Origin of the sequence: Pseudomonas sp. HLG18, from assembly GCF_051903985.1 — a bacterium.
GTDB classification, from domain to species: Bacteria; Pseudomonadota; Gammaproteobacteria; order Pseudomonadales; family Pseudomonadaceae; genus Aquipseudomonas; species Aquipseudomonas fluorescens_BT.
The window spans coordinates 176366-199568 of record NZ_CP195831.1 but is presented as its reverse complement, the minus strand read 5'-3'; the positions used below and the strand labels follow the sequence as shown (position 1 = coordinate 199568).

31 protein-coding genes are annotated in these 23203 nt (G+C 60.3%); 8 read left to right on the top strand and 23 right to left on the bottom strand.

All coding sequences use genetic code 11. The features are described 5' to 3' along the window. Positions 1-33: 33 nt before the first annotated feature. From ACSPX5_RS00980 to tsaA, 5 genes are all read left to right on the top strand, one after another. Positions 34-507 carry a GNAT family N-acetyltransferase gene (locus ACSPX5_RS00980; protein ID WP_169429120.1) on the top strand — a complete coding sequence of 158 codons (474 nt, stop codon included), beginning with the start codon at positions 34-36 and terminating at the stop codon, positions 505-507. Between the two features lie 83 nt (positions 508-590). Further along, positions 591-1301, top strand: a complete 711-nt coding sequence (locus ACSPX5_RS00975) for an rRNA pseudouridine synthase (protein WP_207866681.1) — start codon at positions 591-593, stop codon at positions 1299-1301. 73 nt (positions 1302-1374) lie between these two features. Next, entirely contained in the window at positions 1375-1842 is a 468-nt protein-coding gene (locus ACSPX5_RS00970) for a DUF1456 family protein (RefSeq protein ID WP_169429118.1), read from the top strand. A gap of 127 nt (positions 1843-1969) precedes the next feature. Further along, positions 1970-2740 carry an SDR family oxidoreductase gene (locus ACSPX5_RS00965; protein ID WP_439820788.1) on the top strand — a complete coding sequence of 257 codons (771 nt, stop codon included), beginning with the start codon at positions 1970-1972 and terminating at the stop codon, positions 2738-2740. Between the two features lie 61 nt (positions 2741-2801). Next, a complete protein-coding gene (tsaA, locus tag ACSPX5_RS00960) occupies positions 2802-3500 on the top strand; it encodes a tRNA (N6-threonylcarbamoyladenosine(37)-N6)-methyltransferase TrmO (protein ID WP_439820787.1) in 699 nt (232 codons plus the stop codon). A 69-nt stretch (positions 3501-3569) separates the two neighbouring features. Here tsaA and fpr read toward each other — a convergent pair whose 3' ends face one another. Next, the gene (gene fpr / locus ACSPX5_RS00955) at positions 3570-4349 is read right to left on the bottom strand and encodes a ferredoxin-NADP reductase (protein ID WP_003222277.1); all 780 of its coding nucleotides are present in this window, start codon (positions 4347-4349) and stop codon (positions 3570-3572) included. A 144-nt stretch (positions 4350-4493) separates the two neighbouring features. On the opposite strand from fpr, the gene ACSPX5_RS00950 reads away from it, so the two are divergent. Beyond that, on the top strand, positions 4494-5420 hold the full coding sequence (locus ACSPX5_RS00950; protein WP_085729869.1) for a LysR family transcriptional regulator: 927 nt from the start codon (positions 4494-4496) through the stop codon (positions 5418-5420). Here ACSPX5_RS00950 and ACSPX5_RS00945 read toward each other — a convergent pair. The 3 genes from ACSPX5_RS00945 to ACSPX5_RS00935 form a co-directional block, all read right to left on the bottom strand. Then, positions 5417-5779, bottom strand: coding sequence for a diacylglycerol kinase (locus ACSPX5_RS00945; RefSeq protein WP_003222276.1), 363 nt, complete (start codon positions 5777-5779; stop codon positions 5417-5419). The genes ACSPX5_RS00950 and ACSPX5_RS00945 overlap by 4 nt on opposite strands. 75 nt (positions 5780-5854) lie before the next feature. After that, a complete protein-coding gene (gene erdR, locus ACSPX5_RS00940; protein WP_085647827.1) occupies positions 5855-6505 on the bottom strand; it encodes a response regulator transcription factor ErdR in 651 nt (216 codons plus the stop codon). 229 nt (positions 6506-6734) lie between these two features. After that, on the bottom strand, positions 6735-7478 hold the full coding sequence (locus ACSPX5_RS00935; protein ID WP_085712903.1) for a tRNA-uridine aminocarboxypropyltransferase: 744 nt from the start codon (positions 7476-7478) through the stop codon (positions 6735-6737). Between the two features lie 189 nt (positions 7479-7667). Here ACSPX5_RS00935 and ACSPX5_RS00930 point away from each other — a divergent pair, with 189 nt between their 5' ends. Then, a complete protein-coding gene (locus tag ACSPX5_RS00930) occupies positions 7668-8093 on the top strand; it encodes a PA3611 family quorum-sensing-regulated virulence factor (protein ID WP_169429115.1) in 426 nt (141 codons plus the stop codon). Here ACSPX5_RS00930 and ACSPX5_RS00925 read toward each other — a convergent pair whose 3' ends face one another. Continuing rightward, positions 8094-8288 (bottom strand): hypothetical protein, encoded by a 195-nt coding sequence (locus ACSPX5_RS00925; protein WP_085712901.1) that lies wholly within the window; start codon positions 8286-8288, stop codon positions 8094-8096. A 355-nt stretch (positions 8289-8643) separates the two neighbouring features. On the opposite strand from ACSPX5_RS00925, the gene ACSPX5_RS00920 reads away from it, so the two are divergent. Beyond that, positions 8644-9762 (top strand): TIGR00730 family Rossman fold protein, encoded by a 1119-nt coding sequence (locus tag ACSPX5_RS00920; protein WP_169429114.1) that lies wholly within the window; start codon positions 8644-8646, stop codon positions 9760-9762. A gap of 55 nt (positions 9763-9817) precedes the next feature. Here the strand turns inward: ACSPX5_RS00920 and recX are convergent, their stop codons facing one another. The 18 genes from recX to ACSPX5_RS00830 all read right to left on the bottom strand — a co-directional run bounded on the left by recX (position 9818) and on the right by ACSPX5_RS00830 (position 23201). Then, entirely contained in the window at positions 9818-10288 is a 471-nt protein-coding gene (gene recX, locus ACSPX5_RS00915) for a recombination regulator RecX (protein WP_096819568.1), read from the bottom strand. A gap of 8 nt (positions 10289-10296) precedes the next feature. Further along, a complete protein-coding gene (recA, locus tag ACSPX5_RS00910; protein WP_003222269.1) occupies positions 10297-11355 on the bottom strand; it encodes a recombinase RecA in 1059 nt (352 codons plus the stop codon). Between the two features lie 83 nt (positions 11356-11438). Further along, on the bottom strand, positions 11439-11939 hold the full coding sequence (locus ACSPX5_RS00905) for a CinA family protein (protein ID WP_085729865.1): 501 nt from the start codon (positions 11937-11939) through the stop codon (positions 11439-11441). A 68-nt stretch (positions 11940-12007) separates the two neighbouring features. Further along, positions 12008-12538: a lysis system i-spanin subunit Rz gene (locus tag ACSPX5_RS00900; RefSeq protein ID WP_439820786.1), complete on the bottom strand. Its 531-nt coding sequence runs from the start codon at positions 12536-12538 to the stop codon at positions 12008-12010. Continuing rightward, positions 12520-13083 carry a glycoside hydrolase family 19 protein gene (locus tag ACSPX5_RS00895; protein WP_169429112.1) on the bottom strand — a complete coding sequence of 188 codons (564 nt, stop codon included), beginning with the start codon at positions 13081-13083 and terminating at the stop codon, positions 12520-12522. Before ACSPX5_RS00895 ends, ACSPX5_RS00900 begins: the two co-directional genes overlap by 19 nt. Before the next feature lie 33 nt (positions 13084-13116). Further along, positions 13117-13335: a hypothetical protein gene (locus ACSPX5_RS00890; protein WP_439820785.1), complete on the bottom strand. Its 219-nt coding sequence runs from the start codon at positions 13333-13335 to the stop codon at positions 13117-13119. 8 nt (positions 13336-13343) lie between these two features. Further along, positions 13344-14543 (bottom strand): carbohydrate-binding protein CenC, encoded by a 1200-nt coding sequence (locus ACSPX5_RS00885; RefSeq protein WP_439820784.1) that lies wholly within the window; start codon positions 14541-14543, stop codon positions 13344-13346. A 46-nt stretch (positions 14544-14589) separates the two neighbouring features. Then, positions 14590-15021, bottom strand: coding sequence for a phage tail assembly chaperone (locus ACSPX5_RS00880; protein WP_439820783.1), 432 nt, complete (start codon positions 15019-15021; stop codon positions 14590-14592). Positions 15022-15023: 2 nt separating this feature from the next. After that, positions 15024-15764, bottom strand: coding sequence for a gp53-like domain-containing protein (locus ACSPX5_RS00875; RefSeq protein ID WP_169429108.1), 741 nt, complete (start codon positions 15762-15764; stop codon positions 15024-15026). A gap of 229 nt (positions 15765-15993) precedes the next feature. Then, the gene (locus tag ACSPX5_RS00870) at positions 15994-16560 is read right to left on the bottom strand and encodes a tail fiber assembly protein (protein WP_439820782.1); all 567 of its coding nucleotides are present in this window, start codon (positions 16558-16560) and stop codon (positions 15994-15996) included. A 7-nt stretch (positions 16561-16567) separates the two neighbouring features. Next, on the bottom strand, positions 16568-17665 hold the full coding sequence (locus tag ACSPX5_RS00865; protein ID WP_439820781.1) for a phage tail protein: 1098 nt from the start codon (positions 17663-17665) through the stop codon (positions 16568-16570). Between the two features lie 129 nt (positions 17666-17794). Then, positions 17795-18310: a phage tail protein gene (locus tag ACSPX5_RS00860; protein ID WP_439820780.1), complete on the bottom strand. Its 516-nt coding sequence runs from the start codon at positions 18308-18310 to the stop codon at positions 17795-17797. Continuing rightward, positions 18307-19458 (bottom strand): phage tail protein, encoded by a 1152-nt coding sequence (locus ACSPX5_RS00855; protein WP_439820779.1) that lies wholly within the window; start codon positions 19456-19458, stop codon positions 18307-18309. The genes ACSPX5_RS00860 and ACSPX5_RS00855 overlap by 4 nt, the downstream gene beginning before the upstream one ends. An 11-nt stretch (positions 19459-19469) precedes the next feature. Continuing rightward, positions 19470-20069 carry a YmfQ family protein gene (locus ACSPX5_RS00850; RefSeq protein ID WP_169429103.1) on the bottom strand — a complete coding sequence of 200 codons (600 nt, stop codon included), beginning with the start codon at positions 20067-20069 and terminating at the stop codon, positions 19470-19472. Continuing rightward, positions 20057-21103, bottom strand: coding sequence for a baseplate J/gp47 family protein (locus ACSPX5_RS00845; RefSeq protein WP_207866690.1), 1047 nt, complete (start codon positions 21101-21103; stop codon positions 20057-20059). The genes ACSPX5_RS00850 and ACSPX5_RS00845 overlap by 13 nt, the downstream gene beginning before the upstream one ends. Further along, the gene (locus ACSPX5_RS00840) at positions 21093-21491 is read right to left on the bottom strand and encodes a phage GP46 family protein (protein WP_007954906.1); all 399 of its coding nucleotides are present in this window, start codon (positions 21489-21491) and stop codon (positions 21093-21095) included. Before ACSPX5_RS00840 ends, ACSPX5_RS00845 begins: the two co-directional genes overlap by 11 nt. Continuing rightward, entirely contained in the window at positions 21491-22000 is a 510-nt protein-coding gene (locus ACSPX5_RS00835; protein WP_207866692.1) for a phage baseplate assembly protein V, read from the bottom strand. The genes ACSPX5_RS00840 and ACSPX5_RS00835 overlap by 1 nt, the downstream gene beginning before the upstream one ends. A 157-nt stretch (positions 22001-22157) precedes the next feature. Continuing rightward, positions 22158-23201: a phage baseplate assembly protein gene (locus ACSPX5_RS00830; protein ID WP_439820778.1), complete on the bottom strand. Its 1044-nt coding sequence runs from the start codon at positions 23199-23201 to the stop codon at positions 22158-22160. Positions 23202-23203: the final 2 nt, after the last annotated feature.

The following is a 23203-nucleotide window of genomic DNA, read 5'->3' as shown; positions in this document are numbered from 1 at the left end:
ACTCCCTCATTAATGACAAAGAGGCTAACGGGCATGCGTCACCATTCGGTCATTCACACACCGAAACTCAGCGATTATCAGGAACTGACCCGGGTCTGGGAGGCCTCGGTTCGCGCGACCCATGATTTTCTGCCGGACAGCTATATCGAGCTGTTGCGCAATCTGGTGCTGACCCGCTACCTCGACGCAGTGATGCTGATCTGTACCAAGGACAACCACCAGCGCATCACCGGGTTTGCCGGCGTGGCGGCGGGCAAGATCGAAATGCTGTTCATCGACCCCGAGCATCGCGGCCAGGGCCTGGGCAAAAAGCTGCTGAGATACGCCATGGAACACCTGAACGCCGATGAACTGGACGTCAACGAGCAGAACCCGCAGGCCCTGGGTTTTTACTTCAAGCAGGGCTTCGAGGTGATCGGACGGTCGGAAGTCGATGGCATGGGCCAGCCGTATCCGTTGCTGCACATGCGTCTGAAACAACCGGAGCAGCGCGCCGTACGCGGCTAAAAGCCACACGGTACAAATGCAATCGCGATTAACCGGCGCCAGGCAGGTACAATGCCCACCCCTTTTTTGTTACGGCCCCTGTCATGACTGACCCGATTCGCCTCTCCAAACGCCTCATCGAACTGGTCGGTTGCTCCCGCCGGGAGGCCGAACTGTTCATCGAGGGCGGCTGGGTCACCGTGGACGGCGAAGTCATCGACGAGCCGCAGTTCAAGGTCGGCGACCAAAAGGTCGAACTCGACAAGGACGCCAAGGCCACCGCGCCGGAGCCGGTGACCATTCTGCTCAACGTGCCGGCCGGCATGGATGTCGATACGGCGATGCAGTCGCTGAGCGCCGACACCCTCAGCGAAGAACACCGCTACGGCAAGCGACCGCTGCGCGGGCACTTCCTGCGCCTGACCGCCAGCGCCGACCTGCAACCCAAGGCCAGCGGCCTGCTGGTGTTCACCCAGGACTGGAAGGTGCTGCGCAAGCTCACCGCCGACGCGGCGAAGATCGAGCAGGAATACGTGGTCGAAGTCGAAGGCGACATGGTCGCCCACGGCCTCAATCGCCTGCAGCATGGCCTCACCCACAAGGGCAAGGAGCTGCCACCGGTCAAGGCCAGCTGGCAGAACGAAAACCGCCTGCGCTTCGCCATGAAGAACCCGCAGCCGGGGATCATCGCCCAGTTCTGCGAAGCGGTCGGGCTGAAGGTCGTCGGCATCCGCCGCATCCGCATCGGCGGCGTATCGATCGGCAAGGTGCCAGCCGGCCAATGGCGCTACCTGTCCGGTAAAGAGAAGTTCTAAGGCCCCCGTTGCCGCCATACATTCCGGCATCGCGCCTGCGCGGTGCCCACAGCGAACGATCAGGATTGCAAACATGGTTCATAACGACGTATTGCGCAGCGTGCGCTACATGCTCGACATCAGCGACAAGAAAGTCGTCGAAATCATCAAACTGGGTGGCATGGACGTAACTCTTGCCGACGTGGTGACCTGGCTCGACAAGAAGGAAGAAGACGAAGAAGGTTTCGTGCGCTGCCCGGACGAAGTCCTCGCGCACTTCCTCGACGGTCTGGTGATCTTCAAGCGCGGCAAGGACGAGAGCCGTCCACCGCAGCCGATCGAAGTGCCTGTGACCAACAACATCATTCTGAAAAAACTGCGCGTGGCCTTCGAACTGAAGGAAGACGACATGCACGCGATCCTCAAGGCTGCCGAGTTCCCGGTGTCCAAGCCTGAGCTGAGCGCGTTGTTCCGCAAGGTCGGCCACACCAACTACCGCCCGTGCGGCGACCAGTTGCTGCGCAATTTCCTCAAGGGCCTGACCCTGCGCATTCGCGGCTGATCCTTGAAAAAACGGCGACTTCGGTCGCCGTTTTCATGCATGCCTCTCCATTCCCTCAAAAAATAGTGGCTCCGCTTTTCGCGGCCGGCGACTAGGGTGTACTGAACCCTAGCCCTCAGGATTCGCCATGCACCCGTATTTCTCCCTGCAAGGCCGCACCGCCCTGGTGACCGGCGGCACCCGTGGTATCGGCAAAATGATCGCCAAGGCGTTTGTCGAGGCCGGCGCCCGTGTGTACGTCTGCTCCCGTGACGCTGAAGCCTGCCATCAAACCGCTGAAGAACTCAGTGCTCTGGGCACTTGTCTGGGCATGGCGGCGAATCTGGCGACGGAAGATGGCGTAAAAGAGCTGGCCGCGCGACTGGGCGAGCAGATCACTCATCTGGACATTCTGGTGAACAACGCCGGTACCACCTGGGGCGCGCCGCTGGAGAGCTACCCGGTCAAGGGCTGGGAAAAGGTCATGCAGCTCAACGTGACGTCGGTGTTCAGTTGCATCCAGCAGTTTCTGCCGTTGCTGCGCAAGGCGGGCTCGGCGGCGAATCCGGCACGGATCATCAACATCGGTTCGGTGGCCGGCATCTCTTCCTTCGGCGAACAGGCCTACGCCTATGGGCCGAGCAAAGCGGCGCTTCATCAATTGTCACGAATCCTCGCCCGTGAACTGGTGAGCCAGCACATCAACGTCAACGTCATCGCGCCGGGGCGTTTCCCGAGCAAGATGACCCGGCACATCGTCAGCGACCAGCGGGCGTTGGCCGAAGACACCGCGCTGATCCCGATGAAACGCTGGGGCCGTGAAGAGGAAATGGCGGCGCTGGCGATCAGCCTGGCGAGCACTGCCGGGGCCTACATGACCGGAAATGTCATTCCGCTGGATGGCGGGTTCAGTCTTTAGGTCGGCAACAAGGCCTGCCGGGTTATCATGCTCGCCCTGTTTCCTGCCTTGACCCAAGACCATGACTTACAGCGTCTCCCCCATCGGCTTCGTCCGTTCCTGCTTCAAGGAGAAGTTCGCCATCCCGCGTCAGCCGCAACTGGCCCCTGCCGCCCGTGGCGTGCTGGAACTGGTGGCGCCGTTCGACCAGGGCGACGCGGTGCAGGGGCTGGAGCAGGTCAGTCACGTCTGGCTGCTGTTCCTGTTCCATCAGGCGCTGGAGGAAAAGCCGCGACTGAAGGTCCGCCCTCCCCGTCTGGGTGGCAACAAGTCCATGGGCGTGTTCGCCACCCGCGCCACGCACCGGCCGAACGGCATTGGTCAGTCGGTGGTGAAACTGGACAAGGTCGAAGCCAATCGCCTGTTCATCTCCGGCATCGACCTGCTGGACGGTACGCCGATTCTCGACATCAAACCCTACGTGCCGTACGCCGACATCATTGCTGACGCCTCCAACAGCATCGCCAGTGCCGCGCCGCACCTGATCGACGTGCAGTGGACGGACGCGGCGCTGCAACAGGCGCACACGCACGCTCAGCGCCTGACCGAGCCGCTGGTCGAGTTGATCGAGCAATGCCTGGCCCAGGATCCGCGTCCGGCGTATCAGACGCCCGCGCCCGAACGCGAATACGGCGCGCAGTTCTGGGATCTGGACGTTCGTTGGCACTACCCGACGCCCGAACAGATCCGCGTTCTGGAAGTGATTCCCGCCGCTGACTGAATCGCGGAAACGAAAAAGCCCGCGCTGCCTTCTCAGGCAACGCGGGCTTTTCTATCGGCATCGTCGGGATTATTTCTCGACGAATGCACGCTCGATCAGGTAGTCACCCGGCTCGCGCATACGCGCCGAGATCTTCAGGCCGAAGCTGTCGAGCACTTCGCTGGTCTCGTCGAGCATGCTCGGGCTGCCGCAGATCATCGCGCGGTCGTCCTGCGGGTTGATCGGTGGCAGGCCGATGTCGCTGAACAGCTTGCCGCTGCGCATCAGGTCGGTCAGACGGCCCTGGTTCTCGAACGGCTCGCGGGTCACGGTCGGGTAGTAGATCAGCTTGTCACGCAGCGCTTCGCCGAAGAACTCGTTCTGCGGCAGGTGCTCGGTGATGAATTCACGGTAGGCGACTTCGTTGACGTAACGAACACCGTGAACCAGGATCACTTTCTCGAAGCGCTCGTAGGTTTCCGGGTCCTGGATCACGCTCATGAACGGCGCCAGACCGGTGCCGGTGCTCAGCAGGTACAGGTGCTTGCCCGGGTTCAGGTCGTCGAGCACCAGGGTGCCGGTAGGTTTTTTCGAGATGATGATCTCGTCGCCTTCCTTCAGGTGCTGCAGCTGGGAGGTCAGCGGACCATCAGGCACCTTGATGCTGAAGAACTCGAGATGCTCTTCCCAGTTCGGGCTGGCGATCGAGTAAGCGCGCATAAGCGGGCGGCCGTTAGGCTGTTGCAGGCCGATCATCACGAACTGACCGTTCTCGAAGCGCAGGCCCGGATCGCGGGTGCACTTGAAGCTGAACAGAGTGTCGTTCCAGTGATGAACACTGAGGACACGCTCGTGGTTCATGTTGCTCATGTACGTGGGACTCCTGGAGATTGATCTGCGCTTGCCCGGCTCGCGTTGAAGGATGCCGACGGTGCGCAATTGCATCGCATTCTAATAGCGCCGACAATATCTGTTAACTGGATTATTAAGATAAGGGTTATCGGTTATATCGATATGCGATTTACTCTTCGTCAACTGCAAGTCTTCGTCGCTGTCGCCCAGCAGGAGAGCGTGTCCCGTGCTGCGGGTCTGCTCAACCTGTCGCAATCGGCCGCCAGCACTTCCATCACCGAACTGGAGCGCCAGTCCAGCTGCCAGCTGTTCGATCGCGCCGGCAAACGCCTGAGCCTCAACGCCCTGGGCAAGCAATTGCTGCCGCAAGCGGTGGCCCTGCTCGATCAGGCCAAGGAAATCGAGGACCTGCTCAACGGCAAATCCGGTTTTGGCTCTCTGTCGGTGGGCGCGACCCTGACCATTGGCAATTACCTGGCCACCCTGTTGATCGGCGGCTTCATGCAGCGTCACCCGGAAAGCCAGGTAAAGCTGCATGTGCAGAACACTGCCAATATCGTGCAACAGGTGGCGCATTACGAAATTGATCTGGGTCTAATCGAAGGCGATTGCAGCCATCCGGACATCGAAGTGCAGAGCTGGGTCGAGGATGAACTGGTGGTGTTCTGCGCCCCGCAGCATCCACTGGCCAAACGCGGTAGCGCGACGATGGAGGAGTTGACCCACGAAGCGTGGATTCTGCGCGAACAAGGCTCCGGCACCCGCCTGACTTTCGATCAGGCCATGCGTCACCATCGCAGTGCGCTGAACATTCGTCTGGAGCTGGAACACACCGAAGCGATCAAACGCGCCGTGGAATCAGGTTTGGGGATTGGCTGTATTTCGCGCCTGGCGCTGCGTGATGCCTTTCGGCGCGGCAGTCTGGTACCGGTGGAGACGCCGGATCTGGATCTGGCGCGGCAGTTCTACTTCATCTGGCACAAACAGAAGTACCAGACCTCCGCCATGCGCGAGTTTCTCGATCTGTGCCGCGCCTTCACCGCCGGGGTCCAGCGCAGCGACGAGATCGTCCTGCCGACAATCGCTTAAAGCAGAATCACCGCCCACACCAGGGCAATCATGCTCAGTGCCACGAATTGCGCGGCGCTGCCCATGTCCTTGGCATTCTTGGACAGCGGGTGCAGTTCCAGGGAAATGCGGTCGATAGCCGCCTCCACTGCGGAATTCAGCAGCTCGACGATCAGCGCCAGCAGGCACACGGCGATCAGCAACGCCTGCTCGACACGGCTGACATTCAGGAAGAACGTCAGCGGAATCAGTACTACGTTAAGCAGCACCAGCTGACGGAACGCCGCTTCGCCGGTGAAGGCTGCGCGCAGGCCGTCCAGCGAGTAACCGGAAGCGTTGAGGATGCGTTTCAGGCCCGTCTGGCCCTTGAAAGGTGACATAAAATACACAACCGACCAAAAAGAAGTGGGGAAGCTAGTTCAACGAAAGTCAAAAAAGCGTGAAGAGGCCTGGTATTACTGGCTCGGAATTGACTCAAGTTGTTGCAAGAGTAAAGCCGCCTGGGTGCGGGTCCGCACGTTCAGCTTGCGAAAGATCGCCGTGACGTGGGCCTTGATGGTCGCTTCCGACACGCTCAACTCATAAGCAATCTGCTTGTTGAGCAAGCCTTCGCAGACCATGGTCAGCACCCGGAACTGCTGGGGCGTAAGGCTCGCCAGGCCATCGCTGGCAGCCTTGGCCTCGTCGGAAACACTGACGGCCTCGAACGCCTGGGGCGGCCAGAACACATCGCCATCCAGCACTTTGCGTACCGCTTCCTGAATCACGCTCAGGTCGCTCGACTTGGGAATGAAACCGCTGGCACCGAACTCCCGCGACTTGACCATCACCGAAGCTTCTTCCTGCGCCGAGACCATCACCACCGGAATCTGCGGGTACTGTCCGCGCAACATCACCAGCCCGGAAAACCCGAAAGCGCCCGGCATGTTCAGGTCCAGCAGCACCAGATCCCAGTCGGCCTTCTCGGTCAGGCGCGCCTCCAGCTCGGCGATGCTCGCCACTTCCACCATTCGTACATCCGGACCAAGGCCCATCGTCACCGCTTGATGCAGTGCGCTACGAAAAAGAGGGTGATCGTCGGCAATCAGGATGTCGTATGTGGCCATTTTTCAAATGATCCTGTTTTTGATGGCAGACCCGATGCATTCGGGACTCGCCAAGGCAACTCAAGATGCCGACGCTTGTGCGGCGGCATCCACAGGGGCACGTTCAACGCCAATCACGGACAAAAACGGCGTTTCAAACCTTGGCCGTACCCCAATCGGCGCCAAGCATGCCCAGCGAAGCCGGGGTGGTCAAGCAACACGGCCACTGCTTTAGCAGTATGGGCCAGGATCAGGCCGGCACCGGCTGCGGGTTTGCTATAAAAGGCAGCAACTCGGCATGGGCCGGTGTCGATACATTCACCTCAAGCTGCTGCTTGGCGCCCAGGTAATGCTGGCTGAACACATCGAAATAGGCGTCCAGCGCCGAGGCGGCATCTGTGTCACCCGCCAGTTCCAGGCACAGCGCCGCGACTTCGGCGGTGCACAGGTGCTCGCTGCGGGTCGAACGGCGCAGGCGATAACGCGACAGCTTGTCGGGCAGCAGACTGAGGATCGGCAGGCGATCGAAGTACGGGCTCTTGCGGAAGATCTTGCGCGCCTCGGTCCAGGTCGCGTCCAGCAAAATGAACAGCGGACGCTTGCTGCTATCGAGATCCACGGTATTGGTCACCCGCGAAGGCTCGACGTACTCGCCGGGAAACACCAGATACGGCTGCCATTGCGGGTCGTTCAACAGTGCCAGCAGTTGCTCGTCCGGTTCGGTCCGCGACCAGATGAAGGCGTGATTGTCCCGCACGATGTCGGCGATCAACCAGCCTGTGTTGCTTGGCTTGAACACTTCCTTGCCGGTCATGATCAGGCAGACACCGGAGCGGGTTTCAACGGTCGGGCGCCAGGCGCACAGGCAATGGCTGATGATTACCCGGCAGTCGCGGCAACGCTCGGAGCGAAAACCACGGGCCTGGATCGGCTTGATTCCCTCGTCCTCGCGCTGATCGCGCAGGCGGGCCACGGCGTTGGGGGCATGGTTCATTGCGGGCGACGCCGACTGACAGGAAAACTCGACACGAACAACTCTCGGCAAGGCAATAAAGGCCGGCAGTTTATCAGAGCAACGAGCACAAGCCTGTACCCTCCCGACCGGCTCCCCTATAATTCGCCGCCACTGAACGCACAGCCCCGGGGCTGGTCGAACCACCAGTCACTGAATCAGGAGAGTTTCATGCTGCGCCTTATCGTTCCTACCGCGGCCATCGCGCTGGCGTTGTCCTTCAGCGTACAGGCTGCGTCCCTGAAAGAGCAGAACCTGAACAAAGAGCTGCAAAACGTCGCTGCACAAAGCAGCGTCGGCACGCCACGGGCGATCAACGAAGACATCCTCGATCAGGGTTACACCGTCGAAGGCACCACGCTGATCAACCACCTGAGCGTCCAGGCAAGTCATGCCGACAAGATGCGTGCCGATCCCAAGGCCGTGTATTTCCAGCTGGGTGCTTCGGTCTGCAACAACCCGTCGTACCGCAAGTTGATGGCCAAAGGGGCCGTCATGCGTTATGACTTCAGCGAAGTCAAGACCAACAGGGCCATCGGTTCGGCCAGTTATCAGGAATCGGACTGCCCGAAAGCGGCTCCGGCGAAGAAAAAGTAATCACCGCGAATTGGCGCGCCGCTGTTCATCCTCGGCGCGCAGTTCGGCCAGTAAAGCCTGCAGATAGCGCGAGCGGCGCTCCCCTCCCGAAAGACGTCGGCAGCACTCCTCTTCGAGACTCACATGATTGGTCTCGGCCGATGCCTTCAACATTCGATACAGTTGTGTATCGATCTCCAGAATGACTCTGGTCATGTGTCCTGCCTCCTTGCCACCCGCAAATCCTTGAATCGCATGCACCTTGCGTACGCTCGCTGACGCAAAGTTGTCGTACGGCGCCTTTAACTTAGTAAATCAGAGCATTTTGCCCTCGGTGCGACATCGGACGAGCGGTGAAAGCACTTTGCAAAACGACAATAAGCAGTTGCCAGGCAAGACTTTGTGGCGCAATGCTGGATGCAGCGAAAAATGCTTCGAGGGTCTAGATTCAAAGTATTCACGTTGATCACTTCACGGCAGGAAAGGAGCTGCCGGGCGTTTGTTTTTTCTTGCAGCGCGGCACTGACGCCGCACGTCAGGGCCGAAGGCTCTGTGCAGAAGGAGAAGTTGCATGCCTTACCAACCGAATGACCTGCTCAGCCGTCATTTTCAGGAAAGCGGCCACGACCTCACCGGCAAGGTCGAAGAACAACTCAACCTGGTTTCACCCAACAGTCCGAATATTCCCATCTACCGCGACATGATCCTGACCGTGCTGCGCATGGCCCAGGAAGACCACAATCGCTGGAACGCCAAGATCACCCTGCAAGCCCTGCGGGAGCTGGAGCAGGCGTTCCGCACGCTCGAGCAGTTCAGGGGCCGGCGCAAGGTCACCGTATTCGGCTCGGCGCGCACCCCCGTCGAGCATCCGCTGTACGCCATGGCCCGTGAACTGGGCGCAGCCCTGACGAGATCGGACATGATGGTCATTACCGGTGCCGGTGGTGGAATCATGGCGGCTGCCCATGAAGGAGCGGGCCGCGACAACAGCCTGGGATTCAACATCACCCTGCCCTTCGAACAGCATGCCAATCCCACCGTGAATGGCACCGGCAATCTGCTGCCGTTTCACTTTTTCTTCACGCGCAAACTGTTCTTCGTCAAAGAAGCCGACGCGTTGGTGCTGTGCCCCGGTGGCTTCGGTACGCTGGACGAAGCACTGGAAGTCCTGACCCTGATCCAGACCGGCAAGAGCCCACTGGTGCCGGTGGTATTGCTGGATGTGCCGGGGGGCACGTTCTGGCAAGGAGCACTGGATTTCATCCGTCAGCAACTGGAGGAAAACCGCTACATCCTGCCAACCGATCTGAAACTGATGCGGCTGGTCTACAGCGTTGATGAGGCGGTGGAACAGATCAATCAGTTCTACGGCAACTTCCATTCCAGCCGCTGGCTCAAGCGCCAGTTTGTCATTCGCATGAACCACAAACTGAGCGATCAGGCCCTTGATCATATGCAGGAAGCCTTTGCCGATCTGTGCCTGAGTGACCGGTTCCATCAACACGCCTACAGTGGCGAGGAACACGACGAGGCGCAATACAGTCATCTGGTCCGGCTGGCCTTCGCCTTCAACGCCCGGGATCACGGGCGCCTGCGTGAGCTGGTGGATTTCATCAACCTGCCGGAAAACTGGGCTCAGTCCAGGCCTCAAACGACGCAGCACAACCGCGAACCGTCGAAGGTAATCTGAAGGCAAAAAAAAACGGCCCGCTATCGAAATAGCGGGCCGTTTTTATTGAATCGTTTTAATCGTCCATCCCTCTGCCGCTGAACAAGCGGTTGATCATCTCCATTGAGAACCCCCTGTATGCCAGAAACCGGCCTTGCCTGGCTCGCTCCTTGGCGTCGACGGGAAGTTGTCCGGAGAACTTCCTTTGCCACGTGTCTGTTAGCTGTTCCTGCCAACTGATACCGCTCTCGCGCAAGGCAAGTTCGATATCGGCACGCTGCAGGCCGCGCTGGCTGAGTTCTTCTCGAATCCGCAACGGGCCATAGCCTGAACGGGCGCGGTAAGAAACAAAGCTTTCCAGATAACGGGCTTCGGAAAGCAGGCCTTCTTCCGTCAATCGGTCGAGGGCTGTTTCGATCATCTCGGGTGGAGCGCCACGCTGACGCAGCTTACGCGTCAGCTCGACTCGACCGTGCTCGCGGCGTGCGAGCAGGTCCATTGCAGTTCGCCGCACCGCGACGAGGGTATCGAGGACGGCGGTTGTCATCGGTGCAATCAGATGTCAGCGTCAGCCAGGTCATCTTCGGTCTCTTTGACCGCAGAAGCCTTGGAATCAGCGATCACGGCTGGCGACAGCAGCTTGTCACGCAGTTGCTTCTCGAGCTTGGCCGCGACTTCCGGGTTGTCTGCCAGGAACTTGGCCGAGTTGGCCTTGCCCTGACCGATCTTGGTGCCTTCATAGGCATACCAGGCGCCGGACTTCTCGACGAAACCGTGCAGCACGCCCAAGTCGATCATCTCGCCGTTCAGGTAGATACCCTTGCCGTAGAGAATCTGGAACTCGGCTTGACGGAACGGCGAAGCAACCTTGTTCTTCACGACCTTGACGCGGGTTTCGCTACCAACCACTTCGTCGCCTTCCTTCACCGCGCCAGTACGGCGGATGTCGAGACGAACCGAGGCGTAGAACTTCAACGCGTTACCACCGGTGGTGGTTTCCGGGCTGCCGAACATCACGCCGATCTTCATGCGGATCTGGTTGATGAAGATTACCAGGCAGTTGGCGTTCTTGATGTTACCGGTGATTTTACGCAGCGCCTGGGACATCAGACGGGCTTGCAGGCCCACGTGCATGTCACCCATTTCGCCTTCGATTTCAGCCTTCGGCACCAGGGCGGCCACGGAGTCGACGATGATCACGTCAACGGCGTTGGAGCGCACCAGCATGTCGGTGATTTCCAGGGCCTGCTCGCCGGTATCCGGCTGGGAAACCAGCAGGTCGTCGACATTGACGCCCAGCTTGCCGGCATACTCAGGGTCGAGGGCGTGTTCAGCGTCGACGAAGGCGCAGGTCGCGCCGGCTTTTTGAGCCTGGGCGATCACGGACAGCGTCAGTGTGGTTTTACCGGAAGATTCAGGACCGTAGATTTCAACAATACGACCTTTTGGCAGGCCGCCGATGCCGAGCGCGATGTCCAGACCCAGAGAGCCGGTGGAAATGGCCGGGATCGCCTGACGATCCTGATCGCCCATACGCATTACGGCACCCTTGCCGAATTGACGTTCGATCTGACCCAGGGCCGCAGCCAAGGCTTTCTTCTTGTTGTCGTCCATTAAAGTCCTCACGTAATCAATAAGGCCTGACGGCCAACACCTGTATAAGTAGCCAGTATTATTCCACAGCGTTCGCGGATCGCCTACCCCTGATTTTCGATTTCTCGTGCCGCTAGTCGCAGGAGCCCCTCTAGCGCGGCCTTCACCGTTTGTCGGCGGACTTCATCGCGGTTGCCGGGGAAGTGCTGAACCTCGCTGGAAACCGCATCACCCACACCCCAGGCCAGCCACACCGTGCCCACCGGCTTGTTCGGTGAACCGCCGTCCGGCCCGGCGATACCGCTGACCGCTACGGCAAAACGCGCTCGGCTGTGTTTCTGCGCACCGCGCACCATGGCTTCGACCACTTCGCGACTCACGGCACCCACCGTGCCGAACAGTTCGGCGGGGACATTCAGTTGCTGGGTTTTCTGTCGGTTGGAGTACGTCACGTAGCCGGCCTCGAACCACGCCGAACTCCCCGGAATGCGGGTGATGGCTTCGGCAATCCCGCCACCGGTGCAGGACTCGGCCGTAGTGACGTGGGCATTGAGCAACTGCAGACGTCGGCCAAGTTCGGCCGCCAGTTGAGTGATTTCTTTCACGGCGCGCTCCGGATCGGATGGAATGGGTACCACCGTACACGAGCCGGTTGCGCTTTCAATACACAAGCTTATTCAAAATGTGCAGGCGCCAGCGCTCTGATATAGGCCTGACAGGCCTGCAAGGCAATCAGTCCGCGGTCGCCTTCGCCGGTGATGGCGACAATTCGTCGAGCATGCGCCGGGTCAAGTCGGGCGCGTACGGCTGCATGATCCACGCTGCTGGCGCCGGAGGCGGCTGGCACACCGCAGCCTTGGGCAGCGTCGCCTGCGTCGATGAGGACTGACAGGCGCAGATCAGCAGTGGCAAGACGATCGCGCAGGCGATCCTGATCACGTTGGGCATCGTTCAGTGCTCGGTAGTGGGTTTGTTCACTGGCCGCGAGCCGTTGCTCCAGGGCCAGGCGCTTGTCCTGCTCGGCCTGCTGCGCCGAGGCGGCAGCCTGAGTCAGTTGATTGAGGGTTTCGGCATGCTGTCGGGCCTGCTCGGCCAGTTGGCGGCCGTAGCGCCAGTCCTGAAACTGCCAGGCCAGCGCCGCCGAACCTGCGGCCAGCAGCACCATGCCCACTAGCCGCCAGACGCTCAGACCGAAGGCAGGCATAACACCGCCCTCGCCCGCCCCCAGAGTTCCAGGCGATCCTGCAATCCGTTCAACCCGCCGTTGATACGCCGGGTGATGCTGTTGAACTCATCACGGTCGGCCAGCGCGTTCAGGCCGTTCTGCGCCCAGAACCACGCCGCGGATTCGGCCGCCCATTGCGGTTGTTCCAGCAGTTCCGGCAGCGCCAGCAAGCGCTCGTCACCGAACAGCCCGAGACTGCACTGGCGATAGTTGGTGCGGCCGGTGATCTGGATCAGCCCGCGCCCACGATACTTCTGCCCGTCGCCATCGGCCTCGGGCGTGTTACCCAGACGCAAGGCCAGCGTACCGGTGTCGTACTTGCTCAGGTATTGGTTGTTACCCAGCTCGCGCACGTACTGCAACTGCCCCGACTCGTGTCCGATTTGCGCGAGAAACGCCGCCACGCGCTTGGGCGTGTCGATACGATGGCGAGCCATGGCATCGTTGAGTGCAGAAACAAAAACGCCCGCTTGGCGGCGGGCGTTGGGCATGATGGTGAGTAGGTTGTCTTCAGTAATTTGCATAATGCTCGATCCTCCCTGGATACGCCGATTGAATCACGGTTGGCGACCAACGGCCCCCAGCCATTTTTTTGCCAGAGTTGTCAGGGTGCTGTTCGGTGCAGATTCCTCAAATGCTTCATTCGAGGGCAACACCTGGCCACCGGACAACAGCCACGCTTGATATTCCAGCCAATCCCTATTGGCAGGATCCTGTGGAACATATGCCAGGTCGCTCAGACGAAGAACGCCGTTGGCGGTCAATTGATAACTCATGGTTTCTCCTAAAATTCGGCGTCGGCAGTCCATTCGATCTGCAAGGTCTGACCGGGCAAGCTGCCGACCGGGGTAACGGTGGCAAACGAAATGGCACGCTCCGTCAATCCCTGCACAATACTGCCGGTACATGGCCCCACGGCCTGATTCCACACCTGATTGCTGGTATTGCCAGGGCAATACATGACGACGGTAGGTAACACCCTCTTTTGCACCAACATGCCTGTCGTCATCGCGAACTGACCGCTATTGGCAGGCGCCGCTTGCGTGAACGTTGAAATGCAGGTGCTAGAGCCATTGTTCGCCCGTACCGGCAACGAAGTGGCAAAGGACTTCTCGAAGTAACGCTGGCAAAGCATCAACTCTTCAGCCACTGGACGATACTCGAAAGGTGTGGATACCGGTCCTTCCTCCATTTGGATCTGCGCCAGATCCACGGTCTGCAGCACATTCAAAGGCAGGTCAAACGCAAGCCTCAGAAAGTTGCTGGCGCCCAGCATTTTCCCGGCAATGCCCGAGACTTGAAACGTTGCGCTGTACTTCTTCCACGATGTGCCCAACTGGAAAACATCGATGGTTCTTTCAACAGATTCGGAGCCTGCAGAACCGAAGTTCTGAGTAACCGACACTCTTAATGGCCGGGCCGCATCGGACCGGGCCCAGAATGTAACGGTGGCGTTTTTACCTGCCAGGGTTCGTACCGACTCAATAGCTTGGGAGATTCTGTGTACGGTGGCTCCGGCTCCCGCCTGGGTTTGTTGCCACCGCAGGAAAAACCGCGGCTCGTCGGCGACTTCCGTTTGACCGGGTGCAAAACCCTGCTGAGATATGGCGACTCCTGCACTGCCATTCCAGTCGCAACGAAAACGATCAGCCACATAGCCGCCAATGTTTGGCCCGAGGTTGATTGGACCGCGTTGCCAGATATCAAACCCGCCATTGATCAGAACGTTCCGGCGATACACCTGCACCGGAAATTGTTGCAGCGGATCGGGCTTTGCCAATTGACGAATTGCCTGCGCCAATTGATCGGTCTGCTGCTCGTCAGGCTTAAGGCCTGCGGCGGTAATCGCGCCGAGAATTTCCTGAGTAACGCTGTTGCCCCAGCTCGCAGGTATCAACGATCCAGGGGTGCCGGCGATCGCGTCTTCGTCGACGAATCTGCCGTCGACCAAACCTGACCCCGGGACACTTTTTGGGTAGTCCATAATGATTTTCCTTGATAGTCCGGTGTTGCCGCATCGGGCAATCCGCTCAGTTGTTTGCTCGCAGCACACCTTCCAGCCAATCCGGCTCTAGCGGACGCGAACGCGCATCCGGAAACTCCGGATCATTGGGCCAGTCGCGCAGGTCCTGTCGGTAGGCGAGCAGTTGTTTGAATTCTTCGGCGCGCAGTGTGGTGCCCTCGCCGATTTCCAGCTCTTCGGCATCGCGAAGAACCAGCCACTGAGTGCGATCCAATACCTTGTCTCGCCAAGCCCGTTCTGTGGCATCAAGAGTTTGTTCAGCCAGTAGCACCCGTTCCGGGCGTCCGTTGGCAGCCAGGCCAAGCACGGTTCCTTTTGGAGCGTTCGAGACCAGCGCGCAATACTCGCCTTCGCTTAATTCAAACGCGTCCGCGGGGATGTTGGTGCCGTGTAGATCGGAGTGATAAAAGCCGGAAGTGGCCGGAGAAAAGTAATACATACTCAATATCCTATTCCGATGACACGCGCGGCAATGGAGCCTGACGGCCATTCAGGACAACGAACATTGATGCCTGCCTGCCGACTCACGGTCGCGTTGTTGTTCCAGATCAGCTGCGTTCCGGCTGCCGTGCCTTCATGGGTAGCGACTGCAAGGAACAGTGCGTTGGGAAAGACCAGCGGCCATAGGTTCAGATCGCCGTAACCGTTATTCCCCGCCTGGCTGGCCCCCCCGGTGATCCACTGGATAATCACTCCACCCATCCACGAGGGGAAAACGACGTAACCCGATGCGCCCAGCCTCACCATGAACCCGAGCCTGAGTTTTTTAGGGGTCACGACAGAGGTGTCACTGACACCGGCGTTGACCTCTGCCTGAGAAGCAACTTTTGCAATCCCCATCAGCGACTCTGTCGCCTGTTGCATCTTTTTCGCTATGGATTGAAACACTCGTAACGGCGTCATCAACCGGTTGTTGCTGATCCCCGCCTCAGCGTCTTCCTGACTGGCCAGACTGTCGCTTTGCTTCTTCGAGATCAGCGTATCGATTGCCGCCCTGAGCTGAGTGTTATCACTTTCATCGGCGGCCGTCCCTGCGCTCTTGATGACTTCAAGAATCTCTTGCGTCACGCCATTTCCCCAGCTCGCCGGAATCAACGAACCTGGTGTTCCGGTCAGAGGGTTTTCGTCAACAAACCTGCCATTCACCAAACCTGCGCTGGGAATGTTTTTTGGATAATCCATTACCTGTCTCCTGAATGTGAATACATCGGCATCCGGTTGCGTCAGGCAGAAACTGCCGTGAACCCTGCAGGCTCCGCCGGCCGTTCAGCGAAGGTCTGAACGGGCTCGCGGCAGGATCATTGGCTCACCGATTTCAACGTTGACGCCCTCGGGCACCGGAACCATCGCCGCGACAAACGCAGGCGCGAAGAGTTGGTCGATCGCGTAGATGCTGTTCCCTGTGCTGCAATCAGTTGGTTACGCTTGCGCCGGGCACCGTCGGCCAAGTGACTTCGCCGGGAAAATTGGCCTGTTTTTCGATGCGGTTCAGCTCCACGCTGTAGAGCTTCCATTCGAGCAATTGCAGTTGCTCTTCGTGGCTGGCATCGCCGATGTCTTCGGCGTATTGCAGGGGGGCGATGCGCAGGACGGCGTCGCGCAGCAGCGTGTCGCGCCGAGTCAGAGCGATCCGTTTGAGATCCACCAATCGAGCGGCTTCATCGAGCTGCCAGGCGTTGTCGACCCACGAATGAAATCCGCCCGGCCATGGTTGCGTGGTGAAGCCCTCCGGCAGATCACCCAATGCAGTCCAGGTTTCCCGAATGCCCGTATCGGTGTGATAAACATCACCGCGAAAGTCGAGCTTTTGTTGCAGAGAACCGTTGTCGTAGGCCCAGGCATATCCATTCGGCGCCGCAGAGAGTTCGATACTCAGCGTCACGGCGTTGCCGGGCAGCTGTACGCCAATACCTGGCACCAGAGGAAACTCGACAGGCCCGGTCAGCGCACCGCTGTCATCTATCAAATAATTGAACATGTATGCCTCAGATCAGTTTGATACGGCCGGGATACGCGATATTTCGCGGACGGGTTTCAGATGAGAAATTGCCGATCGACCCGATGTAGGTATCGGAGTCGAATGCAGGGTTCGGATAGGTCGTAGCAACCGTTCCATTGGTGGGGTAAAAGTTGACGTCCGTCGAAACACTCCAGAGGTTGTCCGGAATGGAGGGAGCGGGACGCCCGGACGAGCCTGTGCTGGTGGGCAGATAATGGTTATGAGTCTGCAGCGCATGGTTTTGAAGGCTGCCCGCGACACGACCGACATCCACGCCTCTCGCTTCATCGAGTACGCGGAGAAATTCGCCGCGCGCTTCCGGGATACGAAAGTTCGTCGCACCATCGCCGCTGGTCCACGCCCCTTCCCTGCCCCAACGCCCCGCTTCGTTGGTCAGCACGCCCGACGCCTGAGCGAAATCCCAGAGCCAGGGCCATTGCGCCCGATCGAGAAACGCTCCGTTAAGCGCCCCGTAACCGCCTGGCCCCAGCACAGTGGTGGTCTCGAAAACCGGTCGGCCCAATGGTGTGTTGTCGAAGCGTCCGACAGGCCACCAGCTACCCGCTGCGTCACTGCGCAGATGCCACCAGTCGCCGTTACCCATCAGCACCAGAAAAGGGTAACCAATGGACGAAAGGTGTGTATGAAAGCGAATACGATCCGTACCGGAAGCCTGAACAACCAGTCGATTGCCACTGTTGTCGACACGTCGAACGATAACGTCACGCACGCCCAAACCGAGACTGGCCGCCGGCAAGGTCACCGTAGTGGCCGCCGGGCTGCTGTCGATCAGCACAAGGCCAAGCTCTTGTTCGGTCAGCGTTTTGGAAGCTGCCAGCCGTGTGATCACCGAACGCATCGGACTTGCCTTGCCGACTATCGACTGAATCGCCTTGTACAACTGAGCTGTATCGGTCTCGGCGGCTGCCAGCCCGGCGCCGGTAATCACGTTGAGAATCTCTTGTGTAACGCTGTTGCCCCACACCGCCGGAATCAACGAACCGGGCGTTCCCGCCACCGGGTTTTCATCGACGAAGCGGCCATCGACCAGGCCGACGCTGGGGACGCTTTTTGGATAATCCATGGGATATTCGTTCCTCTGTCATGACAAATGAAACGTGGCGGCACGAAGACTTTCGCAACGGCGCTAGCGTTTCTGTTCCTGAAAATAAAAAGCCCACAACGAAGTGGGCTTGGGTGAAGCGAATGGCGATTACGGAGCCGGGTTGGCCGTCAGTTGATGAATGGCCTGCAGCGCTTCATCGGCGGCAGTGCGAGCCTGATCCATCTGGCTCTTGCCCGCGTACGCGCGGATCTGGGTCTTGGCCTTCAGGCGCAAGGTGCGCAGGGTCAGCAGGCTGTCGCTGAGCTGGGCGGCCTTGTCGAGAATCTGCTCGGCGGACTGCTTCGCCGAACGGCCCTTGGCGACCCAGGCAGCGACGGACAGCGGCACTTCCTTTTTCGGGTAGCCGGCGTCCTGGAAGGCCTGAGCGTCGATGGCGGCCTGGGCGTATTCCAGGGCTTTGAGTGGATCACCTGCCAGTGCGGTGCGCGCGCTGTCGGCGGCGGCATCGACATTGGCGCAAAGGCGTTCGATTTCCTGCTGATCCAGCAGCGCTACCTTCTCGGCATTGACGACCCACTGCTCGCCGTCCCAATCATGAGCCGCGGAAGGCTGTGCAAGGCGCAAACCGTCCTCGAACTGATGCAGTTCTTGAATGATGATCATCGGATCAACTCCCAGGAAAAATTTACATTGACGGCGGCGGCAAAGTTGACCGCGATGCCGCTGGCGTAATCGGCCGGACCGACGCTCTTGAGCCCCATGCTGAACAGCAATTCGTCACTGGCGGCATTGCCCGCGCCCCAGGTATGTTCGGCCTGATACGCCTGCCACAGTGAGCGCAATTCGTTATGGTCGAAGCTGGCGGTCAATGTCGAAACCGTCGTATCGCTGACCACGTTGCTGGAGAAAATAAGCGCGGCGCCGCCGGCCGTTGCCCAGCCATCCCAGTTGCTGGAGGTGCCCACGGTCGGGTTGAGGAAGCAATAGTTGCCACCCAGCCATCCGCCCGGCGCGAAGTTCACACTGGTGATGCCGGTCGGGTGCGGCGTGGGATTGCCCACCACCAGACGCGCCGCTCGCGCATGTGGATCCAGCGGCAGATACACCACTCCATTGCCATTGACCGTCTGCGTCCACGACAACCGGCTTCGGTTGTAGATCAGCCTGATAGTCGGCACCGAACCGGGGCCGGCGGTGACAACCCAGGCCAGACAGATATCCAGGGGCGTCGACTGGAAGCCACCACCCGCTGCGCCATTTACCGTGCCCTTCAAACCTTCCGGTGTCGCGTCATAGACCGTGCCGCGCTGCATGTAAAAGGTCAGCGCACCGCCAATTACCTGAGCGCGCAGAAAGTAACCCGAACTCGGCAGCAGGTCGGCACTGCTCCAGGCCTGAGTGGTGAACGTACGCGAACGCCCCAACTGCCCTGCCACGACTTCCTGTCCGAGGCTGACCAATACGCCTGCCGGGATCGATACTCGGCCGCCACTGGTCGACACCGCGGCTGGCGTCACCGCCAGACGCCCGTCCGCTGTGGCCACGGTTGCCGCAGGCAAAGACCCGATCGGCAACGCCGAATCCAGATTCCAGCCCTTGGCCGTCACCGTCTGAATCGCCTGCAACAACTGATCGTATTTCTTCTCGTCCGGGGTCAGATCCCCGGCCTTGATCACATTGATGATTTCTTGAGTAACGCCGTTGCCCCAGTCAGCGGGGATCAGCGATCCCGGTGTCCCGGTCAGCGGGTTTTCATCGATAAACTTCCCATTCACCAGACCGGCGCTGGGCACACTCTTCGGATAATCCATTGCGTTATTCCCTAGTCATAATTGATGTGCACCCTGGTGTGCGCCGGCGCCGCCCGATGGATCAGGCATTCCAGCGCCGAGCCCGGATTCACGCCAAAGCGCTCGCCCCAATAGCTCGCGCCGAAACGCCGGCCGAGCAGCAGGCGGCCGCCGGTGTTGAGCGTCCACATGAACTGCGCCTCCCAAGTGCCCCAGTGCGCCGCACCGAAGCGCGAACGGCCCATGCGCGGGGCTTCGAGTTCGGTGATGGTGGCATTGGGATAACCCTGGCTTTTGGCGATTTCCAGGTAGTAGCCGACGGCCTGGCTGCCGACCGCCAGCAAGCGGCGGCGCACAGCGAGGCGACGGTCGTCGAACAGCGGCGTGGCGCCGAGGCACGGGTCGGGCAGGTTCATCACCTGCTCCCAGTCCGGCACCAGTTCGCTGACGCCAGCCGGGTCCATCTCGTTGAGCAGGTCGGCGGCACGGGCATCGAGGCGTGCCAGTTCGACGGCGACGCCTTGCAGCACTTGCTCAAGCTCCGGCACCCGCTCCGGATCCCATGCCGGGCCACTGGGCAGCAATGCGCGAAGCTGCGCCTGATATTGCGCAGCGGATCTTATGCCCCCCATACGCAACCTCCGAAGGTGAGCAGTTCGCTTTTACCGGCAGGCACGTCAGCGGCCGGCGCGGTCAAGGTGTGATCGTACTCACCACCGGCGCTGCTGATGGCTTCGCGGATATGGCTGATCAGCAACGGCACACCCAGGTCGGCTTCACGGTTGTGCAGGTCACGCAGTTGCGATTCGATGGCAGCGCGCACGGCGGTGGTGTCCGGGTTGACACTCTTGAAGCTGTACACCACCGGCACTTGAATCGGTCGCTGCACATTCACTTGCGCCGTCACCGGACGCAGCGGTTCGATGTAATCCTGAACTTCCGCCAACTGCTCATCGTTGGGCACCGGTTGCGGATCTTCATCACGCATGATGAACACCGTCACCGTGCCCGGCCCGAGCTGGCCGCCCCGGCACCAGGCCCGTGTCACGCCCGGCACTTCCAGTGCCCAGGTTTCATAGTCGCTGGCCGAACCGCCGTGAGGAATGACGCGATAGGACCGGATCACCCGCGAACGCAGCGACTCCAGACTTTCCCGCGCCACGCCGCCGCTGAGGCCCGGCGCCAGCACGACAAAGCTGTTGCCGACCACACCGGTGACCGGCTGCACCGGAGCCAGCGCCAGTCCGGCATCGGCATTACCGAGACTGCCGGCATCCAGCGCCGCGATGGTGGTGGTGTTGCTGCCATTGACGGTAGTGCGGGCAGTGGTGACTCTGTAGGTACGGCCATCGCTCGATTGCAGCAGCGTATCAACGTCCAGCACAGCGCCCGCGGTCGCGGTAAAACTGACGCTGCCGGTAGCGACTTGCGCCGGTTTGCGCGGCTGGTTCAAGCGCAGCGCGGCGATGCGTTCCAGGGTCGATTCGTCGGCGGTGTCGGGCAGGATCTGCTCGGCAATCCAGTCAAGGTAGCCATACAGACCGTAAGCGGCACCACCGACGGTGCGGGCCAGGACTTGCGCATCGGACTGGCGCAGCGAATCGCCGGCCAGGTCGCTTTGAGTGCGCTTGATCAGCACCGGCAGCGAAGGGGTTTCAAACGGCATAAATCACCTGCCAACTGTTATCGGGGTTGATGTCCAGGCGTTCGCCGTCGGCCAGGGTCAGGACCGTGCGCAGGTTCAGGCGCTGGGCGTCGAGGCGTTCGCTGATGATGTCGATGGCGCTGCAGTGGCCGTCGTCGATCAGCCATTGCAAGGCTTCGCGGGCATAGAACTCGGCGTCCATCTGGGTCTGGCGGGTCAGCTTGACCCGGCGCAACAGCCACAGCCGCGAGCCGATGCGATCGTCGGCCACGGTCGGAAAGGTGTCGCCCCACCAGCCGAAACGCTCCTCGTCGTCTAGGGCATCGTCGTCGGCGGCGCGGCGCCAGGTGAACAGGCTGATCAGCACCGCACGGGTCAGCGCGGCGTGGAGGTTCTGACTGAACAGCATCACTGACCTCCCGCCGGCGCGCCGGTCTGGCCACTGCCCGCCTGCACGCCAACGTGCACGTGCTTGATCTGGCTGATGCCGCCGGCCATTTGATCGCCTTTGGAAACGATCTTGCCGGTCTGGTTGATCACCGGCGTCTCGAAGTTCACGGCGGTGCTGGCGCGGATGTTCAAAGTTGAGGTTTCGATGTCGATGATCCGCCCGCGCCTGAAGTGGATCTTGTCGCCTTCGTCGGTGTAGATCGCCACTTCGCCGGCCGCCAGCGATTGCAGGCGGTAACGGCGGTCGGCGACCACCAGGGCGATGGCGTGGGAACGGTCGCCGCCGAGAAACGTGACGACGCCTTCGGCACCGGCCAGCGGGTGGCTGGTGAAGCCGTAGGGTTCGAAGTGCTCCATGTCGTCGTTCACTTCACCGGCGGTGAGGCGCATTTGCAGCGATTGCAGCTTGGAGGCCGAACTGGCGAGCACGACAGTGCCGCGCGCCAGCAGGCGTGTCAGTAGGCTCATAGGGTTTCCTCTAGACCTCGGCCAGACACTGGCAAACCCTGTGGGAGCGGGCTTGCCCGCGATGGCGGTCGTTCAGGCAAAGATGTGTTGCAGCCACCACAGCTTTCGCGGGCAAGCCCGCTCCCACAGTGTCCGGTGGTGTTTGCAGAACTTGGGCTCAGGTCTTTTTCGGTGGGGCCGGATTGGCGTCGAAGGTATGCGGCGGCGCCACTTGCAGCGTGGTCACCGAGCCCTGCGCCGACAGCGAATACGTCACCTTGGAAATCAGCATGTCTTCATCGAAACCAAGCACCGGGTCCTTGACCCGCACCAACGTGTTGTGACGCCACAGATCGCCATTGGACTGACGCCAGCCCTGCACCTGATACGTGGTGGTCAGCGCCCGGCCCATACGCGTGGCGCTCTCCCACTGTGCCCGTTGCTGGGCCAGTTCGAACGTCAGTTGCGAGCCTTCGTTGATGATCGTGGTGCGCCGGCGCTTGAAGCTCAGGTCCATCGCCGTCGATTCAACTTCGCTGACCGCCGCCCCGCTCTTCTTGTCGTTGCCCTTTTGCTGACCGATCACCCGGTACTCGGAAAACACCTGGCTGAAGTCCATCGGTGCATTGGCCGAAAGAATGTTCTTGCCCAGCTCCAGCGCATCGCTGGCGCGGCCAGCGCTGCCGGGTTTGGCGAGCACCAGCCGGCCTTCGGCATCATCGGTGGAAAACACCCGGTACAGCGAGAGCAGACGGTCGATCGACTGAAACACTGTTTCACCCGGGACGATCGTGTGTTTGCTCAGACGTGCAGTCTCGGGAATTTCGTTGACCACAAACTGCGAGTATTCCCCGGCCAGGGCCTGGACGATGTTCAACAGCGACTGATCCTGCCATTGGCCGGGGATGTTTCGGGCCGCACAATCCACCAGGTCCTGAGTTTTGGAACTGCCTTCGATGCTCAGGCTGATCTGCCGCCCGTCATAACTGATCGGCGCCTTGAACACATAACCGGTGAGTACCAGATCCTGGCCGATCCTCACTTCACAGGGGTCACCGGCCTTGATCCGCTGATCCACGGTCTGCCCCGGCCATTGCCAGGTGATGTCGAGTTTGAAGGTGCGGAACTGGCGCTCCAGATCCGCGGTGATCTCCACGCTTTTCCAGCCGCCGTATTCCATGCTGTTGACGGTCAGCGTCACGCGGTTGTCAGTCTCGTTCATGA